Here is a 24,622-nt window from a genome sequence, read left to right as displayed (position 1 = left end):
GCGGCTGTCAGACACCGGGTAAACAAAGATTTATACTTTGCTGCAAATGGTATCGGTATCCAGAACGTGTGCGTATATGCCATCCAGTGCGGCCAGATAGGCTTCCTGCACTTCCTGTGCAGACAGCTCTTTACCGTTGACGGATTGGCCGCGCGTGGCGCACGCGTCGTGTGCCAGTGTGCACTGAAACCCCAGGGCAAAAGCATCGCGGGCGGTTTTATCCACGCACATTTGTGTCATCATGCCGGCAATGACGAGTTCTGTAATGCCTTTGGATTCAAGCTCCTGCTGCAGGTCAGTATCCTGAAAACCGCTGGCATGGTGTTTAACGATGATCTTTTCGTCTGGGAGCGGTTGCACACTGTGGTGAATGTGGACGCCGTCGGTTCCTGGCAGGAAAAAACTGGTGCTTTCCCGGGTGGTGATGTGCTGCACATGGAAAACAGGCTTGCCCCGTTTTCTGAATGTGGCGAGCAGCTTACCCGCTTTGGCGCCTGCGGCTTCACTGCCCCCCAGATTTACTTTTCCGCCAGGAAAGTAGTCATTTTGTATATCTATCAGCAATAGTGCCTGCATGTTTTACCTCATAGACTGTTAAATGATTGGACAGTTTCCAATTTTGATGAGTCACATGAACTCCAGCAGAAAATCTGTAAGATCAGTTAACTGAAACTTCAACCTTGTTTTTACCAAGCCGTTATCTGGTGACGGGCTTGTTTAGCCAGTTTAAGTTGCGCTGCTCATCCTTTAGTATTATTTATGCTGATGTGTTGATTTTCAAGCCTAATGATAACTTTATTTAGAAAAATATCATATATTTGAGATAAATCTATAAGGGCACTCGAAAAAGTGTGCAAATATATAACAGAATCATCATGTTGTCGGCAAGAAGTTATCCCGTTGGCGGGCTCTGGTAAAGTGCCCCAGAAGTGTGCATATAAGTTGATGATCTGCAGGTATTTTGCATCCGTTTTATACTTTTTTGCTGTAAAAGTGAACAATAGCGGCGTCTAAGAGTCTATAACGACAAGGCTATCTTAAAGGTAGCGGACTGAGAATGGAGATGATGCATTTTCATAAAATGCAATGTTAAGCCCCAGTTGACGTTAAGAAGGAGGCCAGATAATTCTGTCTGGCTGGATGTGATAAAGAAGGATCAATTCATAATGCGTATCAAATTTTTATCTTTGTCTGCTGTGATGGCGTTAACCCTGTTTGGTGTTCAGGCCAATGCGCAGGCGCCAGATCCTGCCAATAAGACCCAGATGAGGCAACTGGCTGTCAGCTATTGCAGCAAGACTGCCAATGCAACCGTCTGCAATTGTTTTGCCGATACGCTGGTGAAGAATTTTAACGAGAAAGACTGGCGTATTTTCATTGCCGACACCAGTGGCAATTCAGCGCCACCTTCCGGTATTACGCAAAGTGATATCGATAATTACGGTCAGAAGCTGGCCAGTGCCGGTAATGCCTGCGGCATGCAATAAGCCCTGAAGCCTGGTCTCAAACAAAAGCGCCGTCTTCCACAGATTGCTGAGCTTGTGGAAGATGCTGTGTGGCACCGTATACCCGGTCGGATGTACATGGCCGGATTGACGGATGGGGTGTCATGCCTTCTGTAGCGCCATGGCAGGCCACCTGATAAGCAGGGTGGTAAATCGTTCTTTCAAAGGCGCCGCAGGGCAGCGGTGCTACTTTTCGTCTAAATGGGGTGTCTGGCTTTGGATATAGTTTTCAATGCCGACTTTTTCGATGACACCAAGCTGCGTTTCCAGATGGTCAATATGGTCTTCTGTATCAATGAGCAGATCTTTTAACAAATCGCGTGATACATAGTCCCGCACACTGTCGCAATAATCCATGCCTGTTTTGCAGGCCGCCTGTGCAGCATATTCCAGTTGAAGGTCACACTCTAAAGCTTCTTTGACGTTTTCGCCAATGAGCAATTTGTGCTGGTCTTGCAGATTGGGCAGTCCATCCAGCATGAAAATACGCTTCATCAGCTTATCCAGGTGATGCATTTCATCAATGGATACTTCGCGCTCTTTTTTGGCTAAACGATCTAATCCCCAATGATCGTACATGCGGTAATGCACAAAATACTGCGTTACGGCAGTCAACTCGCATTTCACTTGGGCGTTCAGGTGTTCAAGGACTTTGGGATTGGTTTCCATAGGTGTTTTTTCTCCAATCTGAAGGAAGGTTGGGGTTACTTCTCATAGAAACAGATTCATTCTCACCCTATATCGGGCTTGATGCAATAAATAGTGAGGTAATTCACTTTTTATGCCGGACAGGGCACATAACTGAGGCCGATGTGTGCATGGCGGATGAAAAAACGGATTGATTATTTCTCTGTGATTTTTCGCCCTTCTCCGAAAACAAAGTACCATGTCCAAAAGAGCCCAAAAAACATAAAACCATATGGCAGCAGTGGCGCATGGTTGTAGGGATTGGGGATTTGAGCTAATACTTTTGCATAGCCTTCTGGTAGGTTGATGTTGGGGTTTTGGGGATCGTAAAGAATTTTTTCCGGGAATGTCTTTCCCAAAGTGATTCGGGCTGCGGGCATATATCTGGTTCCATGCCTTTCACTAAATACTTTCAGATCGGAATGGTATTTTCTGTTATCAACTTCAAAAGTATATCGGTAGAGATATATGCGAGGGCGGAGAGGGGGGAGTTTGGACAGAGTAACATCAGTCTTAAGATATTCTATTTCCCCCGTTTGTACACATTGCTGGGGTTGGCAATTGAGTGCCAGTAAATACGCAGCCCGTTCTTGCAGTGGGGCGTAGTATTTATGTGTATTGTCGTACCCTTCTTTTATGCTCCACAGCGCTAGGATGATAATCACAAGCCCCATAAATTTGAAGAATATTTTTTCGATCATAGAGCGCCCAAACAATTTGCTTTAGATAAGTCAATTATATTTGTTTATACATAAATACTTTGTTACCTGATTTATTTCATGTGATTACATGAATAATGATGAAAAGCTGAAGATCAGTCTATTTGTGCGTAGCCAGCAATACCACAACGATCTGTATAAACCAGGTAGCCACGGCCTTCCTTCGAAAAGGCTGAGCAACATGCTTAGCAGGTTTGGCACGAGGGCTGGAATTTGTACAAGAACTGCTGACGAACGCGGGATCTTCTTGAGGGCTTGTCATGCGGTTTCTGATGGGCTCAGAAAGCGATCATATTCCCACGGGGAATATAAACAGAAAAGGGCTAGCTGTATATGAGCTAACCCTTTGAATTCTTTGGGGTGGCTGATGGGGCTCGAACCCACGACAACAGGAATCACAATCCTGGACTCTACCAACTGAGCTACAGCCACCAGAAGAGTCGATCATTATAACATGCAATTTATGCTTGTCTATTTCCTTTTTGTTTGATGTTTGCCTGAACACCGTGCTGGTAGGTGTGGTGATAGTAATTAACCCGTTTCCCATCATGTCTATATGCTTTTTTATGCGGTTCGTTTGACATTCTTATCATTATTAGATATATTAAAAAGAGACAAGGCATCTGCATGATGCTTTTTTTCTTCAAGGCTTGAGCGTTGAGATTTTTGGGGTGGTGTTTCAACATGCACCGTTTTTTATACCCTGACAAAGTATTTGTCCTCGCGTTTTAGCCTTGTCTGTATTGCCATTCTTTAGGGGCTTCATTTCGGAGCCTGGGGATACAGACTTTTGAATCGTTGGCACTCCCGATGCAATGGTGGGGTTTGCATGCTGTCTTTGAGGGCAGTTTTATAAACGTGGTATTGCATTGAATACTGAACAAAGGCTTCGCAGAGGGGCTGTCGTTGCCGTTGGCAATTTGTTTTCGGTGTTTTCGGGGGTGTTCCTATCAATCAGCAACACAGGAGCATGCACAATCATATGGCTGAACAAATCGTGCTTGACCATGTATTCAAGGTTTTTGGCGCAGAGCCTAAAAGAGCCATGGAGTTGGTTCAACAGGGCAAAACTAAACAAGAAATTCTGGAGCAGACCGGACAGTCGATTGGTGTTTTTGATGCCGATTTCAGCATTGATGAAGGTGAGATTTTTGTCATCATGGGGTTGTCGGGGTCGGGTAAGTCAACCCTGGTCCGTATGTTGAACCGGCTGATTAAACCGACTTCTGGCCGTATTCTGGTCAATGGCGAAAACATTGTCAAAGCTAGCGATGCACGGCTGCGCGAATTGCGGCGTAAAGATATCAGCATGGTATTTCAGTCATTTGCGCTGATGCCGCATATGACGGTGCTGGACAATGCTGCATTTGGGCTGGAGCTTTCCGGTGTGGACAAAAAGGCGCGGCTAAAGGCTGCGGCTGAGGCACTGGATCAGGTCGGGCTGACCGGCTGGGGCGACAAATATCCTGATGAACTCTCTGGCGGTATGCAGCAGCGTGTCGGGTTGGCGCGTGCATTGGCGGCAGACCCTTCCATCTTGTTGATGGATGAGGCTTTTTCTGCGCTGGACCCGATTATCCGTACCGAGATGCAAACCGAACTGCTGCGTTTGCAGCAGGTGAAGCGGCGCACGATCATATTTATTTCGCACGATCTGGATGAGTCCATGCGCTTAGGTGACCGCATTGCCATCATGAAAGACGGGCAGGTGGTGCAGGTAGGCACTCCGGAAGAAATTTTGCGTAACCCTGCTGATAATTATGTGCGCCGTTTTATTCAGGGGGTCGATGCCGCAGCGGTCTTTAAGGCAGGTGACATTGCGCGTAAAACCCAGGTAGAGCTTATTTCGGAATCGCCCCACCGGGGGTGCAGGCCTGCCCTGCAGATTCTGGAAGATGAAGACCGTGACTATGGCGTTGTTCTGAGCCCCAGCCGCAAATATCTGGGCATGGTTTCGGCCGATTCATTGCGGGCCGCACTGGATGGGCATACCGGATCGTTGGGCTTGTCCAATGCATTTTTGCCGGATGCCGTGACCCCTGTCAATGCGGCAGAGCCGGTCAGTGATCTGTACGGCAGCTTGGCGCAGGCGTCGCACGCCGTGCCGGTTGTGGATGACAACGGGCGCTATGTTGGTGCGATCAGCAAGACGACGCTGCTGAGGTTTTTGGATAAAACAAATAACTGATGATCTGTGTTCAAAAGAAAAGGTTAATAATTAATGGGTGATAACAACAATATTGAGAATCAATCTATTGAGCAGGTGCCCGGTACAGAGGCTGTAAGCAATGATCCATGGGCAGCGATGAGTGGCAATGCTTCTGATGCGGGCAGCGCAGAGGCAGCGCAAAATGCAGCCAATACACCTGCTGGGTCAGGTGAAGCAGGTGGGGATGCCGCAGCAGCAGACCCTTGGGGAAGCATGAGCAGCGATGCGCCTGTGGCAGATCCTTCGGGCTCGGATGCATGGTTGAATACGGGCAGCAGCAATGCCGGTTCGGCGGACTGGCTGAGTTCGGCAGACCCTGCATCGGCTGCCGATGCGGCATCTTCCGGGTTTCATTTAAGCCAGTTGTGGGATGGCTCTTTATATTCACCGGTGGAAACTGGAATCAACCAGGCAGTGCGCTGGCTCTCGGATGAGTGGCGCCCGTTTTTCCAGGCGGTGCGAATTCCGATTGATCATACGCTGACGTTTGTTTCCAATGTGTTTCAGGGTACACCGGTGCTCTTGATGATTGCCATTCTGGTTCTGCTTGCCTGGCAGATGGCCGGTGGCGGGCTGGCCATTGGTGCGCTGGTTTCTTTATTGGTGCTGGTGGTGCTGGGTGTTTGGCAACAATCCATGTTGACGCTGGCGCTGGTACTGACCTCGCTGGTGTTTTGTGTGATCATCGGTTTGCCGTTAGGCATCATGATTGCATCCAGCAACCGCTTGCAGCGCATTGTGCGCCCGATTCTGGATGCCATGCAGACCACGCCTTCATTTGTCTATCTGGTTCCGATCGCTTCTCTGGTTGGTATTGGTAATGTGCCGGGTGCCATTGTGACGATTATTTTTGCATTGCCGCCCTTGGTGCGCATGACAGATCTGGGCATCCGTCACGTGCGCTCTGACCTGGTGGAGGCATCGCGTGCCTATGGTGCTTCGCGCTGGCAGTTGCTGCGCAAGGTGCAGATTCCGCTGGCACTGCCTTCCATCATGGCAGGTATCAACCAGTCGCTGATGCTGGCCATGTCGATGGTGGTGGTGGCGTCAATGATTTCTGTGGCCGGTCTGGGGCAGATGGTGTATGAGGGCATGAGCAGCATGAATATGGGCAAGGCTTCCATTGGTGGCTTGGGCATTGTGATTCTGGCGATTGTGCTGGACCGCGTGACCCAGGCGATGGGGCAACGCCAGCGTCAGGTACGGCACTGGTGGCAGACCGGACCAGTCGGGCTGGTGATGCGTTTGTTTACCTCTCAAACAACAACTTCAAAATGACAGGGATTCAGAGCTTGGTGGTGCCGATGGCATTTAACAGAAGCCCTGGTCTGTGAATTCTGGATAAAACGAAAGGAACGTCAGATGAATGAAACAACAACGACAAGGCTGTATCAGCCTGATGCGAAGAAAGCGTCTTTCTTTAAATCGGCACGCAAAATGCTTTTGACCAGCGTTGCGGCATTGGGTATTACATTAGGCAGCACCGCTGCTTTGGCGCAGGATTTGCCGGGCAAAGGTGTTACGGTAATACCGACCAAAAGCTCGATTGCCGAGGAAACTTTCCAGACTGTTCTGGTGATGCGTGCACTGGAAAAACTGGGCTATGACGTCAAACCCATTAGCATTGCCGAATACAACATCGGTTATCAGGCACTGGCCAATGGTGATGCGACTTTCATGGCCGCAGCATGGGTACCGCTGCACGACAATTTTTACAATGCGGTAGGTGGTAACAAAACGCTGTATCGCGAAGGCACATATTCCAACAACGCTTTGCAGGGCTATCTGATTGATAAGGCCACGGCAGACAAATACCACATTACCAATATAGAACAGTTGAAAGACCCTGAGATTGCCAAGCTGTTTGACAGCAATGGTGACGGCAAAGCCGATCTGACCGGCTGCACGCCGGGCTGGGGCTGCCAGGAAACCATCGAGCACCATATGGACGCGTATGATCTGCGTAAAACCGTCGTACATAACATGGGCAGTTACCCGGCCATGATGGCCGATACCATTGCACGCTACCGCGAAGGCAAACCCGTTCTGTACTATACCTGGACGCCTTACTGGGTGAGCGGGGTGCTGGTGCCGGGGAAAGATGTGGTCTGGCTGGAAGTGCCATTTACCTCACTGCCTGGTGATCAGAAAGGCATCAACACGGTGTTGCCCAATGGCAAGAACTACGGCTTCCCGGTGAACACACAGCATATCGTTGCCAATAAAGCGTTTGCCCAGGCCAACCCGGCTGCAGCCAAACTGTTTGCCGTGATGCAACTGCCGGTCGGCGATATCAATGCGCAGAACCTGCGTATGCGTGACGGTGAAAACAAGCCGACAGATATTGAACGCCATGCAGATGCCTGGATCAAGGCGCACCAGTCCACCTTTGACGGCTGGATCAAGCAGGCGTTAGACGCTGCTAACGCTGCCAAGTAACAGATCGACCTATATGCCGGTATAGCGAATGTCTATAAAAACATTGCAGTACCGGCAGTTTATTGCGTAATAAAGGTGCAGCACCAGGATGGCTGCTGCATCTGTTCCCCAAGTACCTGCTGGTACTGTCATGACGGCAATAAATCGCTTGCCCCCATTATAAAAAGCGATACGCCGCAGTTCAGGCACCATCTTTTTTCATAAAAGACTGCCCGAGCCATCTTTCCACCAACGAAAGGAGACCCTCATGTCTTTTATCTCCCACCTTTTTAAGTTTTGTTCCAAAACGAGCCCGTACAATATGTTGTGCGGTGCACTGCTGGGTGCGGCATTGCTTGTGTCTGGCACAGGTGCTTATGCGCAGGCGCAGAGTTTGCCGGGCAAAGGTGTAACCGTGCAGCCGATTAAAAGTTCTGTAGCAGAAGAAACATTCCAGGCGCTGATTGTGATGCGGGCATTGGAAAAATTGGGCTATACCGTGCAGCCTATGAAAATAGCTGAATACAACATCAGTTTTCAGGCTCTGGCCAATGGCGATGCCACCTTTATGGCTACTTACTGGAAGCCGCTGCATTCCAATTTTTATAAGGGCGTTGATGGAGACAACACACTCTATCTGGAAGGTGTTTATTCAGGCAATGCGTTGCAGGGCTATCTGATTGATAAAGCCACGGCAGACAAATACCACATCACCAGCATTGCGCAGTTGCAGGACCCTGAAATTGCCAAACTGTTTGACAGCAATGGAGACGGTAAGGCCGATCTGACCGGCTGCACGCCGGGCTGGGGCTGCCAGCAGGCGATTGAGTACCAGATGGATGCTTATAAGCTGCGTGATACGGTCAACCATAACATGGGCAGCTACCCGGCCATGATTGCCGATACCATTGCGCGCTACCGTGAGGGCAAGCCGGTTTTATATTTTGCCTGGACGCCTTACTGGGTGAGTGATGTGCTGGTGCCCGGTAAAGACGTGGTGTGGCTGGAGGTGCCGTTCACCGCGTTACCCGGTGAGCCTGATGCCGATGCGACATTGCCCAATGGCAAGAACTACGGCTTCCCGGTCAACACGCAGCATATTGTTGCCAACAAAGCGTTTGCCCAGGCCAACCCGGCTGCGGCCAAGCTGTTTGCCGTGATGCATATCCCCGTTGGTGATATCAACGCGCAGAACCTGAGAATGCGAGATGGGGAGAGCAGCCCCGCAGATATTGAGCGCCATGCCGATGCGTGGATCAAGGCGCATCAGGCTACATTTGACGGCTGGATTGAGCAGGCATTAAAAGCGGCGCAATAGAACCGTTGTGCATTTTATGTTTATATAAGGGCTGTTTTGTACAGCCCTTTTTTATTTTTATCGCCATGAAAGATACGTTATCATCCGAAGCTGTAATGGTGTTGCATTTTTTCAGCATAAAAATATGCAGTGCAATGCCGTCACAATATATTTCAATGTCAATCATTAAGAACAGGTTCAAACTGGGTAAAGGAGCGTGAACGTGAAGCGATATGCGTACTGCCGGCAGCGGGGGCTGATTGATTATGCATTGCTGCTACTGGCGGCTGTAACAGCGTTCTCAATTCCTTTCTATAACGATTATGCAAAACGCACACGGGTTGCTGAAGGACTTGTATTGGTAACGCCTGCAAAAGTGGCATTGAGCGAATATTATGCTGAGCACCATTCTTTTCCCAGCGGACATGCAGAGGACATTCATGAACTGCTCAGACTGCCGCATCCGCTGGCAATGCGCGGTACGGCGGTCAGCCAGGTTTCGCTCAGACCAGACGGCAGTATCCATGTTATTTATAACGAGAAGGTTCAGAATGGTGCACAAGTGATCTTAACGCCGGAGCTTACCGAGGATCGCATTGTCTGGCATTGTCACAGCCCCAATATCACCAGGCAGGCATGGCTGCCACTGGATTGCCGGAATACAGATTAGTGCATCTGTATGAAGGTGTAGCATGAAAATGTTCATGGTTGATATCAAAGGTGAAACATGACAGAAGCAATGCAGGATAATGGTGCTATAGCCAAACCAGTGCAGAAGAAAAAACAATGACGTGATGCTGCTGGTGCCGACAGTCGAAGTGAGCGGGCGGATTTCATGGCATTGTTACAGCCCGGATATTGCGGCAGATAAATTGCCTGAAGAATGCCGCTGACTGTTATTCAATGAAAAAGCCTGCCGGGTTTGGCAGGCTTTAGCGCTACGGGTTAACAGATGGGGTGTGCTGATCAGGCACCAAAGTTTTTGGCAGCAAAATCCCAGTTGACCAGTTTGTCGAGGAAAGCCTCAATGAACTTGACGCGTGCGTTGCGGTAGTCAATGTAGTAGGCGTGTTCCCAGATGTCGATGGTGAGTACCGGGGTGTCGCCAGTGGTCAGCGGGTTGCCTGCTGCGCCCAGGTTTTGAATATCCAGTGTGCCATCGGCTTTTTTGACCAGATAAGTCCAGCCGGAGCCGAAGTTGGCGGCTGCCTTGGCTGCAAAGTCTTCCTTGAATTTGGCATAGCTGCCCCATTTGGCTTTGATGGCGTCAGCCAGTTTGCCGGCAGGTTCACCACCACCGTTGGGTTTCAGGCAGTTCCAGAAGAAGGTGTGGTTCCAGATCTGCGCGGCATTGTTGTAAATACCGCCAGCAGGTGCTTTTTTGATGATGTCTTCTAAAGACAGGTTTTCAAACTCAGTGCCTTTTTGCAGGTTGTTGAGGTTGTTGACATAGGTCTGATGATGCTTGCCATAGTGGTATTCCATGGTTTCTTTGGAAATTGAAGGGGCCAGTGCATCAATGGGGTAAGGTAAAGCTGGGAGTGTACGTTCCATTATTATTCTCCTGTCGTGGTATCTGTTTATTAAAAAAGCTTCTCCCCTGCGGCTGCTACAGCCTGTCAGGTATAAGCCATTATTGACATCTTTTCATTCTAGTGTGTGTGCTGAAACATTGTCGTATACAGGGGGAAAGCCATTCGTGTAGGGGGTTTATAGGGATCTGGCATTGTCCGCGAGCATGGATGCATAGAGAAACGCAGCAGAAAGTTCATCAGCTTTACAATAATTTACACAACGTTCATTGAATGGCATAGCTTGGCTTTTACACTGATGTGCATAGAGATAGAGAATGAAAACAGAATAGACGGAGCACGGTGATGAAAAAGTTAGCAGGATCAAATCAAACCTTATTCTGGGTGGGTGGGTCTGTTGTTGTGGGGATAGCAATTTACCTGCTGTCTCCCGGATTGCAGGCGCTGATGAACGGTGCCGGTTTTATGCAATGGCGCAGGCAGATTATTCTGCTGACAGGAACGATTTCATGGGTTTTGATGACTGCCTGCATGGTGATTGCATTGCGGCCTTTGTGGCTGGACAGGCTGATGAATGGCATTGACAAGGCCTATGGTGTGCATAAATGGGCCGGCATTACGGTGACTGTGACACTGGTGTTGCACTGGCTGATGCATGAGGGCCCTAAATGGCTGGTCAGTTGGGGACTGCTGACCCTGAACCGGCGTGCAGGAGGAGGCGGGGCCGAACCTGCGATGTGGATACAACTTGCCAAACCGGTTGGAGAATGGGCATTTTATGCTTTTGTGCTGATGGCGGTTATAGCGCTGGTGAAATTTTTTCCCTATAAGTTATTCAGCAAGGCGCACAAGGTGTTTCCTGTGATTTATCTGGCAGGGGCATACCATTCCGTGGTGATTTTGCCTGAAGACTGGTGGCGTACTCCAGCGGCATATATGGTGCTGGCACTTGCCATCATTGGTAGTTATGCAGCGATTGTTTCGCTGTTCCAGCAGGTTGGCCGCTCCCGCCGGGTGCAGGCAACCGTGGCGCAGGTGCGTGAAACAGCGTCTGGCATTGTCGAGGTCTGCCTGCGGCTTGTGGGCGGACGGGGCATGGGCTATCAGGCCGGGCAGTTTGCATTTGTGGATTTCGGGCACAAAGGTGAAGGGCATCATCCGTTCACGATTGCCTCGGCAGATCAGCAGGAGTTGCGTTTTACGATCAAGCCGCTGGGTGACTTTACCAACCGGTTGGGGCAGTTGTTGCAGGTGGGACAGCATGTTCAGGTCGAAGGGCCTTACGGGCAGTTTAATTTCCAGTCGGACAAACCGCGCCAGGTCTGGGTGGCTGGCGGTATTGGCATTGCTCCTTTTATTGGCAAGCTGGAGGCACTGGCAGCCCGTGGCGAGAAGGTTCAGGGGGTGGATTTCTGGTATTGCGTGCGCTCAATACCGGAAGGGCAGTATCCGGAAAACCTGAGCACGCTTTGCGAACAGACGGGTGTACGGTTGCATCGTGTGGTGGATGAACTGGGACAGCGGCTGACCCCTGAAATGGTTCAGCAGACAGTGCGGGATCTGTCACAAACCAGTGTATGGTTCTGCGGTCCATCCGGGTTTGCCAAAGCGTTATGCAGTGGGTTGAAGCCTATGGGACTGAGCGAGGCGGATTTCCATGCGGAGCGTTTTGAGATGCGCTGACAATCCTTCACTGCGATGAAAAGCCCCGTACTCAATGACGGGGCTTTTTGTATGCAGATTCAGTATGCCTGTCGTGGATGGGTTTTGTTGAGGCCTAAGAAAACGACTGAAAAGAATAATCGTTTTCATTCTGCTTTTTGAATGATGATTCATGTTACAGCATGAAGCTTAAAAAATCATTAAGCCCTTGAAAACGGGCTTTGGATCATGGTTTTGGGCCATGTGCGGCTTAGAATGAAAAGGTATGAATCAAGCTGCGCGACTGAACACGACGCTGTATGTTGCGGAGGGTTTCGGTATTCGGGTGTAAATATGAGAAAGTGGTAAGGAGAGGGGCATATGGCAAGAGTGCATAAGACGCCGTGGATTATTGGTGGCGTGTTGGCCGTTGCGATCGGTGTTTTTTGGCTGACACCATGCGGGCAAAGTCTTTCTGCCGCATCTGATTTTGGGGACTGGCGTAGGCAGATGAGGCTGCTCACAGGGTTTGTGGCATGGATGCTGATGACGCTGTCTGTGATTGTTGCTGTAAGGCCGGCAGGTCTGGATAGGTTCATGAACGGTCTTGACAAGGCCTATGGACTTCATAAATGGGCGGGTATCAGTGTTGCCGTTGCTGCTATTTGCCACTGGGTGACGGATAAAAGCGCCAGTTGGTTGCGCCACCTTGGGCTTGTCATTCCAAGGGGCGGTAATCGCTCTGGCGGAGGACGTGGAAGAGATCACACCTGGTGGTATGAAATGGCTGAAGATGCCGGGGAGTGGGCCTTTTATCTTCTGTTGGTACTGGTGCTGATAGCGCTGGTGAAGTATTTTCCTTACAGGTATTTCCGCCAGATACATAAGTTGTTTCCGGTCGTTTATCTGATGGCTACTTACCATGGAATTCTGATGCTGCCGGCACAGTGGTGGGCTTCGGCGGCGGCCTATATCGTTGTGCCTTTAACCGCTATGGGCTGTATCGCAGCCGTTATTTCACTGATGCAATTGATTGGGAAACCACGCCGGTACACGGCAACGATTTCTTCTATAGAGCACGCCGCGGCAGGTGTCACAGATGTGCATGTCCGTTTACCGGAGGGTAAGTCTATGCAATACAAACCAGGGCAGTTTGCTTTTGTAGACTTCGGGGGCTTTGAAGGTGCACATCCCTTTACCATTGCTTCAAGCAATACACAGGAACTCAGATTTTCGATCAAAGCCCTGGGAGACTTTACCGGGCAGTTGGGGCATATTCTGAGGATTGGGCAATTGGTGCGTATTGAAGGGCCTTATGGGCAGTTCAATTTTGAGTCATCACGTGTCCATCAGGTGTGGGTTGCCGGAGGCATAGGGATTACCCCCTTTATTGCCCGGCTGGAATATCTGGCGCTTCACGGAGGAGCCCAGCAGGCGATTGATTTATGGTATTGCACGCGCAGTGTACAGGATGGGCAGTTTCCAGCCAATCTGGATGAACTTTGTGCGAAGGCTCAAGTAACGTTGCACCGAGTGGCGGATGAACGGCAGCAGCGGCTGACGGCCCAAATCATTCAAAAGACGGTGCAGGATCTGTTGCAAACCAGTGTATGGTTCTGTGGCCCGTCCGGGTTTGCCAAAGATCTGCGCAGCGGGTTGAAGGCTATGGGATTGAGTGGGGCGGATTTCCATGCGGAGCGTTTTGAGATGCGCTGACAGAACACTGTTGGCCCACGGCATTTGTGATGCCCATGCTGGCTGATGGATTGAGCGCATGGCTAAGGCAATATCAACACCGCTTTTATAGCGGTGTTTTCATTTGTCAGTGCTGTGCGATCAAGGCAAAATGGCAAAGGTGTTGCTGTTTTTGTGTGGGCAGTTGTATTGGCAGACTTCAACGGTAGGGTCTAAGGAGCAGAAGATGGGAAAACCGCATCAGCATGATACGGCCAATGTCAATTTAGCGGATCGGCTCAATGTATTGCGTGCAGGCGTATTGGGCGCTAATGATGGCATTGTGTCTACAGCAGGCCTGGTGATTGGCGTGGCAGGTGCAACTGCAGATTCAACCGTACTGCTGATTTCGGGCCTGGCCGGGCTGGTGGCAGGCGCGCTGTCCATGGCCGGGGGCGAGTATGTTTCTGTCAGTTCCCAGCGTGACATGGAGCAGGCAGAAATTGAAAGGGAAAAATGGGAGTTGCAGCATGACTATCCTGCCGAGGTGCAGGAGCTGAGTGATATCTATCAAAAGCAAGGGCTTTCAAAAGCGCTTGCAAATCAGGTGGCTGAGGAGCTGATGCAGAAAAATGCACTGGCTGTTCACGCGGAAATGGAGCTTAATATCAAGCCCGGGGAATATGCCAATCCATGGCAGGCCGCTTTTTCGTCCATGTGTTCTTTTTCGGCAGGGGCGTTATTGCCTTTATTGTCTATTGTGCTGATGCCTGAAAATATGAAGGTTGCTGCAACGTTTGTTGTGGTATTGCTGGCGCTGGCGTTAACCGGGTGGATCAGCGCAGCGCTAGGGCATGCACATAAGGGAAAGGCGGTGGTCAGAAATGTGCTGGTGGGGCTGATCACCATGGTGATCACCTATTCGGTCGGGTATCTGATCAAGGCCTAGCCTGAACCTGATAAAGGAACAGGCCGGTACCTGGGCAATGGAAAGGAACGGTCTTAGCGGCTTCTGGCCTTGGCCAGCAGCCTGAGAATTTCCAGATACAGCCAGATCAGTGTGACCATCAGGCCAAATGCCAGATACCATTCCATGTATTTGGGTGCCTGCTCTTCCACGCCCTTGTCGATAAAGTGAAAGTCCAGCACCAGGTTCAGCGCGGCAATACCAATGACAAACAGGCTGACCGCGATGCCCAGCCAGCCGGAATCGTGCAAAAAGGTGATAGGCATGTGAAACACCAGCGACATGATGAGGTCGACAATGTATAACAGGGCAATGGCGCCTGTGGCGATGATGACAAACATGGTGAATTTGGGGGTGACCTTGATAAGCCCGGATTTATAGGCAACCAGCATGATGGCCATGACGCCAAATGTCAGGATGATGGCCTGAAATGCAATGCCGGGGTATTGCTTTTCAAACATCGCAGAAATAATGCCCAGTACGATCCCTTCAAGCACTGCGTAAATGGGGGCTGTAATGGGGGATACCTTTTTGACAAAGCAGGTAATCAGCCCCACGACAAACCCGCCAATCAAGGAACCCCACAAAATGGGCATGAGTGAACTGAGGTCATCCAGCGACATGGTGAATTTGTTCCACGACCATATCGAGGCAACAATGACCAGCAGCAGCAACAGTCCCACCTTGTTGATGGTGCCTTGCACGGTCATGCTTTTGCTGGTGGCAGAGAGGTCATCAAAGATGTGGTCATTCAGAGTCGGGTTGCCGGATTTCATGGATGGCTCCTGAGTGTGATCAGTTGTTGGAAATGCATGTAGGGCATGTAGGAATACAGGGACAGGGGCTTTTGACGGCATATCATGCGCAAATACATCCACCTGATAATAATCAATATGAATCAATTGTCAAACAAAATGTGAGTCTGTACAAATGCAAAACATCCATTCCGTAGCCCGAAGCTATGCCCAGATTGCGCAGACCTATTCACAGGGGCGCCCAAGTTACCCCGAGCAGGCGCAGACATGGCTGCAGCAAAGCTTAGGGCTGAAACCAAGCCGTACTGCCGTTGAAGTGGGGGCTGGAACAGGAAAATTCACCAGGCTGCTGTGTGGTACGGGTGCGGCAGTTGTTGCCGTAGAGCCTGTAAAGCCGATGCTGGTCAAGCTGGTTGAGGCTTACCCTGCTGTGCAGGCTGTGGTGGCTGAGGCGCAGTCGATTCCATTACCGAGCGGGTTTGCAGACGCAGTGGTTTGCGCCCAGTCGTTTCACTGGTTTGCGACTCAGGCGGCATTGCAGGAGTTTATGCGTTTGCTCAAACCGGGCGGGCTGCTGGGGCTGATATGGAATGTGCGGGATGAGTCGGTGGACTGGGTGCAGAAAGTCACTGATATCATCACCCCCTATGAGGGTGATGCGCCCCGGTTTTATAAAATGACATGGCAGGCGGTAGTGGAGCGTTCTCCACTGCAACTGGTCAGTTATGACCGCTGGGCGCACCAGCATGAAGGGCCGCTGGAGGATGTCATTATCCGCCGTACCATGTCGGTGAGCTTTATTGCGGCACTGCCCAAGCCGCAACAGGCCAGCATTCTGGAACAGTTAAAAACGCTGATTGCCACGCACCCGGCGTTACAGGGGCGTGAGCGTATTGCCATGCCTTACACCACACAGGCATGGGTTTACCGGCGGCCTGCTTGATCTTGAAAGTGTGCTGTTAACCGCAGTTGACTTCGGTGGCACTAAATACTTTTTGCGGTGCCACAATCTGCTCCTGCTGTGCGATCAGCGGCAGGTCGCGTGAGCCGGGTTCGGTATTGCCAACCAGTGCGTAAAGTGTGGCGGTGGCGGCTTCCAGTGCTTGGTTTACAGCCATGCCTTGCAGCGTGCGCCCTAAAAATACCGATGAAAACACATCGCCCATGCCGTTAGGCAGCGGCTGCAACTGGATCAATGGCGTGGTAACCAGCCAGGCCTGCCCGGCGGTAACGGCCAGCGTGCCCAGTTTCTCCTGTGGAATATCCGGTGTGGCAATGCTGGTGATGATGACCGTCTGCAGTTGTGTATGGGCCATCAGCTTGCGGGCGGTGGCAATTGCATCCTGTACAGAGGTGAGCTGATGCTGGGTAATGAGTTCAAATTCAAACTGGTTCGGGGTGATGATGCTGGCGGCAGGTACTGCCGCTGAGCGCATGAAGTCAGGGATATTCTCTTTGACAAACAGGCCGCGCCCGACATCACCCATGACCGGGTCGCACAGATACAGCGTCGCCGGGTTTTGTGCGCGTATGGTTGCAACAGCCTCAAGAATGGCATTGCCGATGGACCCGTCCCCCAGGTAGCCTGAAAGCACTGCGTCAATCTGTCCCAGAATATTGCGTTCTTGCATGCCCAACATCACGTCATGAATGTGTTCGGCGGTAAAAACCTGGCCCCGGAACGCACCATAACCTGTATGGTTGGAGAACTGAACGGTGTGAACCGGCAGCACTTCAAATCCCAGGCGTTGCAGCGGAAATACGGCAGCCGAATTGCCCGCGTGCCCATAGGCGACATGGGACTGAATGGACAGGATCATTTTGGGGTGTTTGGTCTGTGGCATAAAGGTAAAAACAAGCGGTGAAGACAGGTGAAGCAAAAGAAGGTTAATTGTAGGATTGGGGGGCCTGTTTTATCAATCCTGCAAGCGCTAAACACTGTGCCGCGCTAAGGCATGCCAAAACGAGACATATGGCCTGATGGCAATGACCGAATAGAAAGCAGTCATCTGAGCGGTTTTTTCTGAAATATATCGCGTATCGCTATACAATCAGCAATTATCCTTCATGAAGAAATTGGTTTGAAACATGGAACCTATTACTGGCAGTATTGTCGCTTTGGTTACGCCGTTGCTCGAAGATGGGAGTGTCGATTATGCTTCCTTACGCCAGTTGATCGACTGGCATGTTGAGCAGGGAACCGACTGTATCGGCGTGGTGGGAACCACGGGTGAATCTCCGACGGTGACCGTAGAAGAGCATTGTGAAATTATCCGGGTGGCTGTAGAACATGCGGCTGGTCGGGTGCCTATCATGGCCGGTTGCGGCGCGAACTCTACGGCCGAAGCCATCAATCTGGCCAAATATGCCCGTGGGGTTGGGGCACACTGCCAGTTGCAGGTGGTTCCTTACTACAACAAACCCACTCAGGAAGGGATTTACCAGCATTTCAAAGCCGTTGCGGAAGAAACGGGTGATTTGCCGGTGATTTTGTACAATGTGCCAGGCCGGACGGTGGCCGATATGCTGCCGGAAACAGCGTTGCGGCTGGCCGAGGTGCAGGGGATTATCGGGATCAAAGAGGCTACAGGCAACATTGATCGTGCCGCCTACCTGGTGAAAAACCGCAAGCCTGGTTTCAGTGTTTATTCTGGCGACGACCCGACGGCTGTGGCCTTGATGCTGCTGGGCGGGGACGGCAATGTCAGCGTAACCGCCAATGTGGCGCCCAAGCTGATGCATGAGATGTGTATGGCCGCTATTGGCGGGCAGGTTGCAAAGGCGCGGGAACTTCACTTTAAGTTGATGGATCTGAACCGGTATCTGTTTGTGGAACCTAATCCGATTCCTGTGAAATGGGCTTTGGCCCGGATGGGTAAAATCAAACCGGGTATCCGTTTGCCATTGACACCGCTTACATCAGCACACCAGCCTGTGGTAGAGAACGCTTTACGCCAGTTGGGGCTGATTTCGTAAAATCAGGGTATCATTGCATAGAGTTTCCTGGCCTGACAGATAATGCAGGATGTCTGCAGGTGGTAGGGTTTGTTTAATTTTTTGAAAAGTTGCCTCATTTATGAAGAAGGTTTCATTGCGTGTAGGATCATTACTGGCGGTTCTGGTTGCTTCTGTGGGAATCACAGGGTGTGAAACGGCCAATTCTTTACTGACGACCGATAAGATTGATTATCACAGCGCAACATTGCGGCCTACGCTGGAAGTGCCACCAGACCTGACCAAACTGGAAAACAATCAGAACTATACGGTTCAGGGGGCTATATCGGCAAATGAACTGCAGACAGCGCAGCAGGCAGCCCAAAACGCCAATAACTCCTCGATCATAGGTAACAGTGTGGGCGACGTGACGATGAAACGCGACGGCAACCGGCGCTGGCTGCTGGTGGAGCGCACACCGGAGCAGTTGTGGTCAACGGTGGAGGCTTTCTGGCAGGACCTGGGCTTTGTTTTAAGGGTGGATGAACCCAAACTCGGCATTATGGAGACCGACTGGGCCGAAAACCGTGCCAAGATTCCTCAGGATTTTGTCCGCAGAACATTGGGCAGTATTTTTGACAGCCTTTACTCTACGGGCGAGCGTGATATGTACAGAACCCGTCTGGAGGTGACGCCGGCCGGAACCGAGATTTATATTACACACCGCGGTGTGGAAGAGGTTTATAGCAGCAACGATAAAACCACCACCATGTGGCAGCCCAGAGCGGTGGACCCGGAACTGGAAGCTGAAATGCTGCGCCGCCTGATGGTGCGTCTGGGCGTTTCCGAAGAACAGTCCCAGCAAGCGGTGGCACAGGTTCAATCCATGCCGGCGCGTGCACATATCATTGAAGTGAATGGGCAGCCTGCCGTGCGTCTGGACGAAGGGATGGACGATGCCTGGCGCTGGGTCGGTATTTCGCTGGACCGCCTGAGCTTTACCGTGGTGAATCGTGACCGTTCTACCGGGATGTACCAGGTACGTTATGTAGATCCGGTGGCTGATACCCGTGCCAGTGAGAAGGGGCTGTTCAGTGGCTGGTTTGGCGGTAGCGGCAATCAGCCCAGCTCCCAGACCTATCAGATCAAGCTGACTGCTGCGAGCGATACGCCCAATGCAACGGTGATTCAGGTCTTTGATGAGAAAGGCCAGCCGGTCAGCCAGCAGATTGCCACGCGCATTACCAATGCACTGGCAAAAGATCTGAACTGAGTTGTTCTTGTTCCATAAAAATGGGGATGGTTTCCATCCCTATTTTTTTAGCAGTTAATCACAGAGCCGGAAAGTTGTATGCGGTTTAAGAGCCTTGGCAGCGGCAGTACGGGTAATGCGCTGGTGATTGAAAGCGCTTCTGTGCAGGGGGCGGTGACACGCATTCTGGTTGACTGTGGCTTTACCCAGAAAGAGCTGGTGATGCGGCTGGCGGCCGCCGGATTGCAGCCGACGGATTTGTCGGCGGTGTTCATCACACACGAGCACTCTGACCATTTGGGCTGTGCCTTCAAGTTCACGCAACGCTGGGGTATTCCTTTGTGGATGAGCGAAGGCACCGCGATGAGTCTGGAGTCTGCTGCATCAGGCGTGCAGTTTGCTCACGATGGGCGCTCTTTTGAAATAGGCCATCTGCGTTTGACGCCTTTTACCGTACCCCATGATGCGCGTGAACCATTGCAGTTGAGGGTGGAAGACAGCCGCAGTCGTCTGGGCGTACTGACGGATCTGGGGCAGCCAACGGATTATGTCATCCGCAATATTTACAATTGCCATGCACTGTTTCTGGAGTCCAACCACGAGCCCGAGCTGTTGGCCCGGTCAAGCTATCCGGTATGGCTGAAAAGGCGGGTATCCGGGGCGCTGGGGCACCTGTCGAACCAGGTGGCCGCTGATATTCTCAGGGAAATCAGGCACAGTGCTTTGCAACAGGTTGTCGCGGCCCATTTAAGCCAGCAGAATAACCAGCCGGAATATGTGACACAGCTGTTTGCCCCTTTGCTTGAGTGCGCGCCAGATCAGGTTCGCATAGCCGATGCAGACAGCGGAACCCCCTGGATTGATATACACTAGACAGTGCAGTAAGTTAACCAAGTACCATTCAACAGATTGAATAATAGAGGTCAACAAAACAATCTGAAGCGGTCTGAATGGCTTTTAATTAAACGTACATTCATCATGGCGTCCATGCGCAGGGCATAATGACATGGAAGTTACAGGCCTTGGCCGGAAGATGTTTGTATGATTGCTCTTAAACAGGGAGTCGGATATGAGTACTTATAAAATTGCAGTAGTTGTTGGAAGTTTGCGTAAAGAATCCATGAACCGTCAGGTGGCTGTTGCACTGACCAAGTTGTTACCCAAAGAGTTTCAGGCCGAGTTTGTTGAAATTGGCAACCTGCCCTTATATAACCAGGATTTCGACAGTGCAACACCGGAACCGGTGTTGAAATTTAAGCAGGCGATTGCAGCCTCGCAAGGCGTTATTTTTGTAACGCCCGAATACAACCGCTCTATTCCAGGCGTGTTAAAAAATGCGCTGGACCAGGGATCACGCCCCTATGGGCAGAGTGCATGGCAGGGCAAGCCGGCGGGTGTTCTGGGCACCAGCCCGGGGGCCATTGGCAGCGCGCTGGCACAACAGCATTTGCGCAATGTGCTGACTTTTCTGGCAATGCCTACACTGACCCAGCCTGAAGTGTTTTTGCAATTCAGAGAAGAAATGATTGATGCACAGGGCAACATCATCAATGAGGGGACGAAGAAGTTCCTGCAAAGCTGGGTGGATGCCTATGTTGCATGGGTTAAAAAAATCAACTCGTAACACACTGTCAGCGTATAGCAATCACAAAAGGGCGCTGATGCGCCTTTTTGTTTATGTTGCAGAGTATCCGGCAGAACCGTCTGGGTTGATGGGGCGGGCATACCTGATGGCGTAAGGTTTATTTGCAAGGGACTGTATGTGAAAATGACATTGTGTATCATTCTTCACTATCAGTTGTAAAAGAGTCATCCAATGGATAAGAAGTGTTTGAATTCACGTAAGCAAAAAGGTATCAGTGTGATATCCATTGTGGCGCTGATCGTTTTTTTCATCGTACTGGCTTATACGTCGCTGAATTATGCCTCATACCGGGTCAGACAGAACCTGCTGGATGCGCTGGAACCGATCCAGCAAGCCTGTCAGACAGAAGCGGGCTGCCCTTTGATGCCTGAAGGCTGGAGGAGTGTTGAATGTCCCCATACACCGGATTTGGCTGCCGTTCAGTCATGTGCTTCACCAGCCCAAGACAGTGCCTACCGTGCGCTGGTTTATCAAGTTGCGTCAGACCAGTTTGTGGTGCGCTGGCGCTATGTGTCGGATGGTGAATATATTGTGACGGGCGGAAAAGGGCAGACGCTACGGCTGCGGGAAGAAACTTTAAAATAAAAGTACCGAACAGTGAGTAATTCTCCAAGATACCTGATTCGAAACCCCATGGAAGTGCCTGTTGTCAAGGTAGATACTGACCTGCCTGCGTTAAATGCGTCTCAGTTGAGCGAGCATTATCTGCGTGATCGATTTCTCTATCCACCGCAACATTGGCATCATGATGTGCAGGACCTGGAGCCTTTTTATCTGCAAAAGCCTTTGCGCTCAGCAGCCGTGCTGATACCGATCGCATCCACTTTTGAAGGCAGGCCGGAGTTGTCTGTTTTGCTGACGCAGCGCAGCATGCATCTGAAAGATCATGCCGGGCAGATCAGTTTTCCCGGCGGGCGCCTGGATCCGCAGGATGACAGTGCTGTGACTGCCGCATTGCGTGAAACTTGGGAGGAGGTTGGCATTGCACCGGCACAGGTCGATGTGCTGGGTGCGTTGCCGCAGTACCTGACGGGGACCGCTTATGAGGTGACGCCTGTGGTGGGGATGGTGCCTGAAAATGCGCCTTTGACACTGCAGACCGATGAAGTGGCTGAGGCGTTTACAGTGCCGCTGTCTTTCCTGATGACGCCGGCCAACCATCGCTGGCATGAGACTGTGCTGGCCAGGCCCGATGGTACACCCGTGACCAGGCGCTGGCTTTCCATGGATTATGTGAAAGGCAACCGGCGTTATTTCATCTGGGGGGCGACAGCGGCTATGCTGCGTAATCTGTACTGGTTTTTGCGGGCAGATAAATAATCGGGTATTTAGGCCCATGATGTAATATGGTGATGTGGTAAACCGTTTGCTCTCAGGCGGGAGCACGCATGATTTCTTGGCAGACAATTCACAGAACTACACTTTATATCTGATACCATGCCGCTGTTTTTTTTCTATGTCGCACTTGTTTACTGTTGTATCAACTTCTGGATTATTTGGTGGTTTTGGCGCGCTTTGCGCGGCAGCGGCCGGGTGCGGGTGATTACCTGTCTGGTGCTGCTGTTCATTGCCGCATGTTTTCCGTTTGGCTATCTCAGTTCAAGTGCGTCGCCATGGGCGATGACTTTATTGCGGATCGGGGCGATCTGGATAGGCGTCTTCATTTATGTGTTTTTGATGGTGCTGGTGGCTGATGGTGTGGTCATCATACGGCGCCTGTTTCGCGCTTCTTCTCAAAATTACTTTCAAAATTCTTCTCAAAAACACAGGCAGCGGCCACGCTATTTGGCTTGCATGGCTGTTGTGGTTCTCACCGTCATGTTGGGCGCAGCGGGGTGGATCAATGCGGCATATCCGGTTGTCCGTGAGTTTGATGTGACAGTGCCAACGCAGCAACCGGAGTTGCAAGGCAAAACGCTGACCATTGCCGCTTTGTCTGACCTGCACTTGGGGCGTACCCTGCCCGCAGCCAGGCTGTCGCGGGCGATGGGTCTGATTGCCCCACACCAGCCGGATGCGGTATTTTTTCTGGGGGATGTGCTGGATGACCATATTCTGCTGGACCTGGATGCCATGCGTGATGCGATTGCGCAGGTGCAGCCACCGCTGGGTGTCTGGGGTATTTTAGGCAACCATGAATATATTTCAGGCCAGGCCAGTGAAAGCCAGGAAATTCTTGAGCAGGTGGGTATTCGTATCTTGCGTGATGACTGGGCCGTACTTGAGAACCAGCTGTTGCTGGTGGGACGGGATGATTATTCCAAACCCCGTTTCACCCATGCGGAAAGAGCGCCTTTAGCAGAGGTTTTGGAAGCGGTACCGTCCGCGCACAGACAATTGCCGCTGATTGTGCTGGATCACCAGCCGCAGCACCTGGATGAAGCTGAAAGAGCTGGCACAGCATTGCAGCTTTCCGGGCATACGCATAACGGGCAGATATGGCCAGTCAACCTGATTGTGGCCAGGGTGTTTGAAAACCCGTATGGTTATTCCACACGGTCAGAGACACATTATCTGGTTTCGGCCGGGGCTGGCACCTGGGGGCCACCAATGCGCAATACGGCGCGGCCGGATGTGTTGATTGTCCGTTTGCGGTTTAACTGAGCTTTCAAGCTGATGGCTGTTGTGCCACTTGCGTGGCATGGGCAATGTATTGCATCTCGTTTATCGCCAACTGACTTGGAGTCATTTGCCGTCAATGATGAATCATGATTTACGGTACAGCGCCAGCCCACCGGCCATGCAGGTCATGATGATTGCTGAGCAGCGGTTAAGCCGCTTCAGGTTGGTGCCTGTGAGCAGTTTGGCTGCCTGCATGCCACCAGCAGCGTAACAGACCATGCAGGCGCTGTCGATAACGACCGTAATGACCGCCAGTGCGGCATATTGCGGAATCTGTGGCTGGCTGATGTGAATAAACTGCGGTAAAAAAGCCGTAAAAAACAAAATGCCCTTGGGGTTGGTAATGCCGACCAGCAAACACCGCCTGAAGGCCTGCAGTGGTGTGTAAGCTTTGGTGAAAGGGGTTTCCCGCGGCGCGGTTGTTTCAATGGCTTTGGGCTCAGCATGCCACATTTGCCAGGCCAGCCACAGCAGGTAGGCCACACCAATCCATTTGATCAGGGAAAACAGGGCTTCCGAGGCCTGCAACAGTGCCCCCAGTCCGACGGCGACAGCACTGATGATGGTGATGCTGGACAGGTTTGCACCCAGCATGCCCATAATCACCAGCCGTTTGTTTTTGGTCAGGCCATTGGCCAGCATCAGCATCATGCTGGGGCCGGGCATAACGGAGACGGCGAACCATGTGATGCTGTAGAGAATCAGCGTGCTGAGCATAGTTTGGATGAATTTATAAAAATGGGTGTATCGAAAATCAGAAAACGG

At 51.2% G+C, this 24,622-nt stretch carries 24 protein-coding genes and 1 tRNA gene; 17 read left to right on the top strand and 8 right to left on the bottom strand.

The window, feature by feature from the left end:
* Positions 1 to 30: 30 nt before the first annotated feature.
* Entirely contained in the window at positions 31 to 576 is a 546-nt protein-coding gene (locus CUZ56_RS07740; protein ID WP_126979811.1) for a cysteine hydrolase family protein, read from the bottom strand.
* 590 nt (positions 577 to 1,166) lie between these two features.
* On the opposite strand from CUZ56_RS07740, the gene CUZ56_RS07735 reads away from it, so the two are divergent.
* Positions 1,167 to 1,487: a hypothetical protein gene (locus tag CUZ56_RS07735; protein WP_126979810.1), complete on the top strand. Its 321-nt coding sequence runs from the start codon at positions 1,167 to 1,169 to the stop codon at positions 1,485 to 1,487.
* A 204-nt stretch (positions 1,488 to 1,691) separates the two neighbouring features.
* Here CUZ56_RS07735 and bfr read toward each other — a convergent pair whose 3' ends face one another.
* From bfr to CUZ56_RS07720, 3 genes are all read right to left on the bottom strand, one after another.
* Entirely contained in the window at positions 1,692 to 2,174 is a 483-nt protein-coding gene (bfr, locus tag CUZ56_RS07730; RefSeq protein ID WP_126979809.1) for a bacterioferritin, read from the bottom strand.
* Between the two features lie 173 nt (positions 2,175 to 2,347).
* Positions 2,348 to 2,893: a hypothetical protein gene (locus tag CUZ56_RS07725; RefSeq protein WP_126979808.1), complete on the bottom strand. Its 546-nt coding sequence runs from the start codon at positions 2,891 to 2,893 to the stop codon at positions 2,348 to 2,350.
* Positions 2,894 to 3,267: 374 nt separating this feature from the next.
* Positions 3,268 to 3,343: transfer RNA gene (locus CUZ56_RS07720), tRNA-His, on the bottom strand.
* Between the two features lie 550 nt (positions 3,344 to 3,893).
* Here CUZ56_RS07720 and proV point away from each other — a divergent pair.
* The 5 genes from proV (at position 3,894) to CUZ56_RS07695 (ending at position 9,505) form a co-directional block, all read left to right on the top strand.
* Positions 3,894 to 5,099 (top strand): glycine betaine/L-proline ABC transporter ATP-binding protein ProV, encoded by a 1,206-nt coding sequence (proV, locus tag CUZ56_RS07715; RefSeq protein WP_126979807.1) that lies wholly within the window; start codon positions 3,894 to 3,896, stop codon positions 5,097 to 5,099.
* A gap of 33 nt (positions 5,100 to 5,132) precedes the next feature.
* The gene (locus CUZ56_RS07710) at positions 5,133 to 6,398 is read left to right on the top strand and encodes an ABC transporter permease (RefSeq protein ID WP_239442254.1); all 1,266 of its coding nucleotides are present in this window, start codon (positions 5,133 to 5,135) and stop codon (positions 6,396 to 6,398) included.
* Positions 6,399 to 6,557: 159 nt separating this feature from the next.
* Positions 6,558 to 7,559, top strand: coding sequence for a glycine betaine/L-proline ABC transporter substrate-binding protein ProX (gene proX, locus CUZ56_RS07705; protein ID WP_126979921.1), 1,002 nt, complete (start codon positions 6,558 to 6,560; stop codon positions 7,557 to 7,559).
* A 247-nt stretch (positions 7,560 to 7,806) separates the two neighbouring features.
* The gene (proX, locus tag CUZ56_RS07700; protein ID WP_126979806.1) at positions 7,807 to 8,856 is read left to right on the top strand and encodes a glycine betaine/L-proline ABC transporter substrate-binding protein ProX; all 1,050 of its coding nucleotides are present in this window, start codon (positions 7,807 to 7,809) and stop codon (positions 8,854 to 8,856) included.
* 202 nt (positions 8,857 to 9,058) lie between these two features.
* The gene (locus tag CUZ56_RS07695; protein WP_162615285.1) at positions 9,059 to 9,505 is read left to right on the top strand and encodes a pilin; all 447 of its coding nucleotides are present in this window, start codon (positions 9,059 to 9,061) and stop codon (positions 9,503 to 9,505) included.
* A gap of 296 nt (positions 9,506 to 9,801) precedes the next feature.
* Here the strand turns inward: CUZ56_RS07695 and CUZ56_RS07690 are convergent, their stop codons facing one another.
* The gene (locus CUZ56_RS07690; RefSeq protein ID WP_126979804.1) at positions 9,802 to 10,389 is read right to left on the bottom strand and encodes a superoxide dismutase; all 588 of its coding nucleotides are present in this window, start codon (positions 10,387 to 10,389) and stop codon (positions 9,802 to 9,804) included.
* Positions 10,390 to 10,712: 323 nt separating this feature from the next.
* Here CUZ56_RS07690 and CUZ56_RS07685 point away from each other — a divergent pair, with 323 nt between their 5' ends.
* The 3 genes from CUZ56_RS07685 to CUZ56_RS07675 all read left to right on the top strand — a co-directional run bounded on the left by CUZ56_RS07685 (position 10,713) and on the right by CUZ56_RS07675 (position 14,631).
* Positions 10,713 to 12,050 carry a ferredoxin reductase family protein gene (locus CUZ56_RS07685; RefSeq protein ID WP_126979803.1) on the top strand — a complete coding sequence of 446 codons (1,338 nt, stop codon included), beginning with the start codon at positions 10,713 to 10,715 and terminating at the stop codon, positions 12,048 to 12,050.
* A 339-nt stretch (positions 12,051 to 12,389) separates the two neighbouring features.
* Positions 12,390 to 13,724, top strand: a complete 1,335-nt coding sequence (locus tag CUZ56_RS07680) for a ferredoxin reductase family protein (RefSeq protein ID WP_126979802.1) — start codon at positions 12,390 to 12,392, stop codon at positions 13,722 to 13,724.
* Between the two features lie 205 nt (positions 13,725 to 13,929).
* Entirely contained in the window at positions 13,930 to 14,631 is a 702-nt protein-coding gene (locus tag CUZ56_RS07675) for a VIT1/CCC1 transporter family protein (RefSeq protein ID WP_126979801.1), read from the top strand.
* Between the two features lie 53 nt (positions 14,632 to 14,684).
* On the opposite strand, the gene CUZ56_RS07670 is transcribed toward CUZ56_RS07675, so the two are convergent.
* Complete coding sequence (locus CUZ56_RS07670; RefSeq protein WP_126979800.1) at positions 14,685 to 15,425, bottom strand: Bax inhibitor-1/YccA family protein; 741 nt, start codon at positions 15,423 to 15,425, stop codon at positions 14,685 to 14,687.
* Positions 15,426 to 15,579: 154 nt separating this feature from the next.
* Here CUZ56_RS07670 and CUZ56_RS07665 point away from each other — a divergent pair, with 154 nt between their 5' ends.
* On the top strand, positions 15,580 to 16,347 hold the full coding sequence (locus tag CUZ56_RS07665; RefSeq protein ID WP_126979799.1) for a class I SAM-dependent methyltransferase: 768 nt from the start codon (positions 15,580 to 15,582) through the stop codon (positions 16,345 to 16,347).
* A gap of 16 nt (positions 16,348 to 16,363) precedes the next feature.
* Here the strand turns inward: CUZ56_RS07665 and pdxY are convergent, their stop codons facing one another.
* The gene (pdxY, locus tag CUZ56_RS07660; protein WP_126979798.1) at positions 16,364 to 17,248 is read right to left on the bottom strand and encodes a pyridoxal kinase PdxY; all 885 of its coding nucleotides are present in this window, start codon (positions 17,246 to 17,248) and stop codon (positions 16,364 to 16,366) included.
* A gap of 244 nt (positions 17,249 to 17,492) precedes the next feature.
* Between pdxY and dapA the strand changes: the two genes are divergently transcribed.
* The 7 genes from dapA (at position 17,493) to CUZ56_RS07625 (ending at position 23,839) form a co-directional block, all read left to right on the top strand.
* Positions 17,493 to 18,380, top strand: coding sequence for a 4-hydroxy-tetrahydrodipicolinate synthase (gene dapA, locus CUZ56_RS07655; protein WP_126979797.1), 888 nt, complete (start codon positions 17,493 to 17,495; stop codon positions 18,378 to 18,380).
* 100 nt (positions 18,381 to 18,480) lie between these two features.
* Positions 18,481 to 19,611 carry an outer membrane protein assembly factor BamC gene (bamC, locus tag CUZ56_RS07650; protein WP_126979796.1) on the top strand — a complete coding sequence of 377 codons (1,131 nt, stop codon included), beginning with the start codon at positions 18,481 to 18,483 and terminating at the stop codon, positions 19,609 to 19,611.
* A 78-nt stretch (positions 19,612 to 19,689) separates the two neighbouring features.
* Entirely contained in the window at positions 19,690 to 20,463 is a 774-nt protein-coding gene (locus CUZ56_RS07645; protein WP_126979795.1) for an MBL fold metallo-hydrolase, read from the top strand.
* A 196-nt stretch (positions 20,464 to 20,659) separates the two neighbouring features.
* A complete protein-coding gene (locus CUZ56_RS07640) occupies positions 20,660 to 21,214 on the top strand; it encodes an NADPH-dependent FMN reductase (RefSeq protein ID WP_126979794.1) in 555 nt (184 codons plus the stop codon).
* Between the two features lie 192 nt (positions 21,215 to 21,406).
* Complete coding sequence (locus CUZ56_RS07635; protein ID WP_126979793.1) at positions 21,407 to 21,820, top strand: hypothetical protein; 414 nt, start codon at positions 21,407 to 21,409, stop codon at positions 21,818 to 21,820.
* A gap of 12 nt (positions 21,821 to 21,832) precedes the next feature.
* Positions 21,833 to 22,555: a CoA pyrophosphatase gene (locus CUZ56_RS07630; protein ID WP_239442251.1), complete on the top strand. Its 723-nt coding sequence runs from the start codon at positions 21,833 to 21,835 to the stop codon at positions 22,553 to 22,555.
* A 117-nt stretch (positions 22,556 to 22,672) separates the two neighbouring features.
* Complete coding sequence (locus CUZ56_RS07625) at positions 22,673 to 23,839, top strand: metallophosphoesterase (RefSeq protein ID WP_126979792.1); 1,167 nt, start codon at positions 22,673 to 22,675, stop codon at positions 23,837 to 23,839.
* A 102-nt stretch (positions 23,840 to 23,941) separates the two neighbouring features.
* Here CUZ56_RS07625 and CUZ56_RS07620 read toward each other — a convergent pair whose 3' ends face one another.
* The gene (locus CUZ56_RS07620; RefSeq protein ID WP_126979791.1) at positions 23,942 to 24,574 is read right to left on the bottom strand and encodes a LysE family translocator; all 633 of its coding nucleotides are present in this window, start codon (positions 24,572 to 24,574) and stop codon (positions 23,942 to 23,944) included.
* Positions 24,575 to 24,622: the final 48 nt, after the last annotated feature.

It is taken from the genome of Saezia sanguinis (assembly GCF_003991585.1).
Classification (GTDB): domain Bacteria; phylum Pseudomonadota; class Gammaproteobacteria; order Burkholderiales; family Burkholderiaceae_C; genus Saezia; species Saezia sanguinis.
Note: the sequence above shows the minus strand (reverse complement) of the source record. Positions and strands in the feature narration are given on the sequence as shown.

Bases quoted from the DNA above. Each gene is read 5' to 3' on its own strand.
- bamC (WP_126979796.1), top strand. From the start codon at position 18,481: ATGAAGAAGGTTTCATTGCGTGTAGGATCATTACTGGCGGTTCTGGTT.
- CUZ56_RS07645 (WP_126979795.1), top strand. From the start codon at position 19,690: ATGCGGTTTAAGAGCCTTGGCAGCGGCAGTACGGGTAATGCGCTGGTG.
- CUZ56_RS07680 (WP_126979802.1), top strand. From the start codon at position 12,390: ATGGCAAGAGTGCATAAGACGCCGTGGATTATTGGTGGCGTGTTGGCC.
- dapA (WP_126979797.1), top strand. From the start codon at position 17,493: ATGGAACCTATTACTGGCAGTATTGTCGCTTTGGTTACGCCGTTGCTC.
- CUZ56_RS07735 (WP_126979810.1), top strand. From the start codon at position 1,167: ATGCGTATCAAATTTTTATCTTTGTCTGCTGTGATGGCGTTAACCCTG.
- CUZ56_RS07685 (WP_126979803.1), top strand. From the start codon at position 10,713: ATGAAAAAGTTAGCAGGATCAAATCAAACCTTATTCTGGGTGGGTGGG.
- CUZ56_RS07665 (WP_126979799.1), top strand. From the start codon at position 15,580: ATGCAAAACATCCATTCCGTAGCCCGAAGCTATGCCCAGATTGCGCAG.
- CUZ56_RS07675 (WP_126979801.1), top strand. From the start codon at position 13,930: ATGGGAAAACCGCATCAGCATGATACGGCCAATGTCAATTTAGCGGAT.
- CUZ56_RS07625 (WP_126979792.1), top strand. From the start codon at position 22,673: ATGCCGCTGTTTTTTTTCTATGTCGCACTTGTTTACTGTTGTATCAAC.
- bfr (WP_126979809.1), bottom strand. From the start codon at position 2,174: ATGGAAACCAATCCCAAAGTCCTTGAACACCTGAACGCCCAAGTGAAA.
- CUZ56_RS07690 (WP_126979804.1), bottom strand. From the start codon at position 10,389: ATGGAACGTACACTCCCAGCTTTACCTTACCCCATTGATGCACTGGCC.
- proX (WP_126979806.1), top strand. From the start codon at position 7,807: ATGTCTTTTATCTCCCACCTTTTTAAGTTTTGTTCCAAAACGAGCCCG.
- proX (WP_126979921.1), top strand. From the start codon at position 6,558: ATGCTTTTGACCAGCGTTGCGGCATTGGGTATTACATTAGGCAGCACC.
- CUZ56_RS07635 (WP_126979793.1), top strand. From the start codon at position 21,407: ATGGATAAGAAGTGTTTGAATTCACGTAAGCAAAAAGGTATCAGTGTG.
- pdxY (WP_126979798.1), bottom strand. From the start codon at position 17,248: ATGCCACAGACCAAACACCCCAAAATGATCCTGTCCATTCAGTCCCAT.
- CUZ56_RS07725 (WP_126979808.1), bottom strand. From the start codon at position 2,893: ATGATCGAAAAAATATTCTTCAAATTTATGGGGCTTGTGATTATCATC.
- CUZ56_RS07740 (WP_126979811.1), bottom strand. From the start codon at position 576: ATGCAGGCACTATTGCTGATAGATATACAAAATGACTACTTTCCTGGC.
- CUZ56_RS07620 (WP_126979791.1), bottom strand. From the start codon at position 24,574: ATGCTCAGCACGCTGATTCTCTACAGCATCACATGGTTCGCCGTCTCC.
- CUZ56_RS07670 (WP_126979800.1), bottom strand. From the start codon at position 15,425: ATGAAATCCGGCAACCCGACTCTGAATGACCACATCTTTGATGACCTC.
- CUZ56_RS07640 (WP_126979794.1), top strand. From the start codon at position 20,660: ATGAGTACTTATAAAATTGCAGTAGTTGTTGGAAGTTTGCGTAAAGAA.
- CUZ56_RS07710 (WP_239442254.1), top strand. From the start codon at position 5,133: ATGGGTGATAACAACAATATTGAGAATCAATCTATTGAGCAGGTGCCC.
- proV (WP_126979807.1), top strand. From the start codon at position 3,894: ATGGCTGAACAAATCGTGCTTGACCATGTATTCAAGGTTTTTGGCGCA.